This window comes from Massilia sp. CT11-108 (assembly GCF_047302915.1).
Lineage (GTDB): Bacteria > Pseudomonadota > Gammaproteobacteria > Burkholderiales > Burkholderiaceae_D > Telluria > Telluria orientalis.
In genome coordinates, this window is sequence record NZ_JBKYMO010001395.1 from 1 (window position 1) to 319 (window position 319).

Genomic DNA, 319 nt, shown 5'->3' on the forward strand with positions numbered 1-319 from the left:
GTCTGCAGCACGACGGCCGGCGTGGCGTCGAGCGCGAGGCCGAAGCCCTGGAACAGGCTCTGGCGCAAAGTCAGTTCGACGCCGGAAATGGCGGCGGCAACACTGCCCGGCTGCAAAGGCAAGCACAGTTGCGCGGGCTCGGCCATGATGGTGCGCGCGCCCTGCGCCAGCAGGCTTTTCACGATGCCTTGCAGCCAGTCGCGCTCGACCACCGCGATGGGCCGCATGCCGTCGGGCTGCTCGGGCGCGGCCACGAGGACGGCGTCCATCGGATCGCCCAGGATGTGTTCTTCGACGAGGCCCGGCAGCGCGGCCTTCA

General features: G+C 69.9%; 1 protein-coding gene. It reads right to left on the minus strand.

Annotated elements, in window-relative coordinates; all coding sequences use genetic code 11:
* A partial coding sequence (gene gspL, locus ACEN88_RS34980; protein ID WP_413347023.1) for a type II secretion system protein GspL occupies positions 1 to 319 on the minus strand: 319 nt, incomplete at both ends.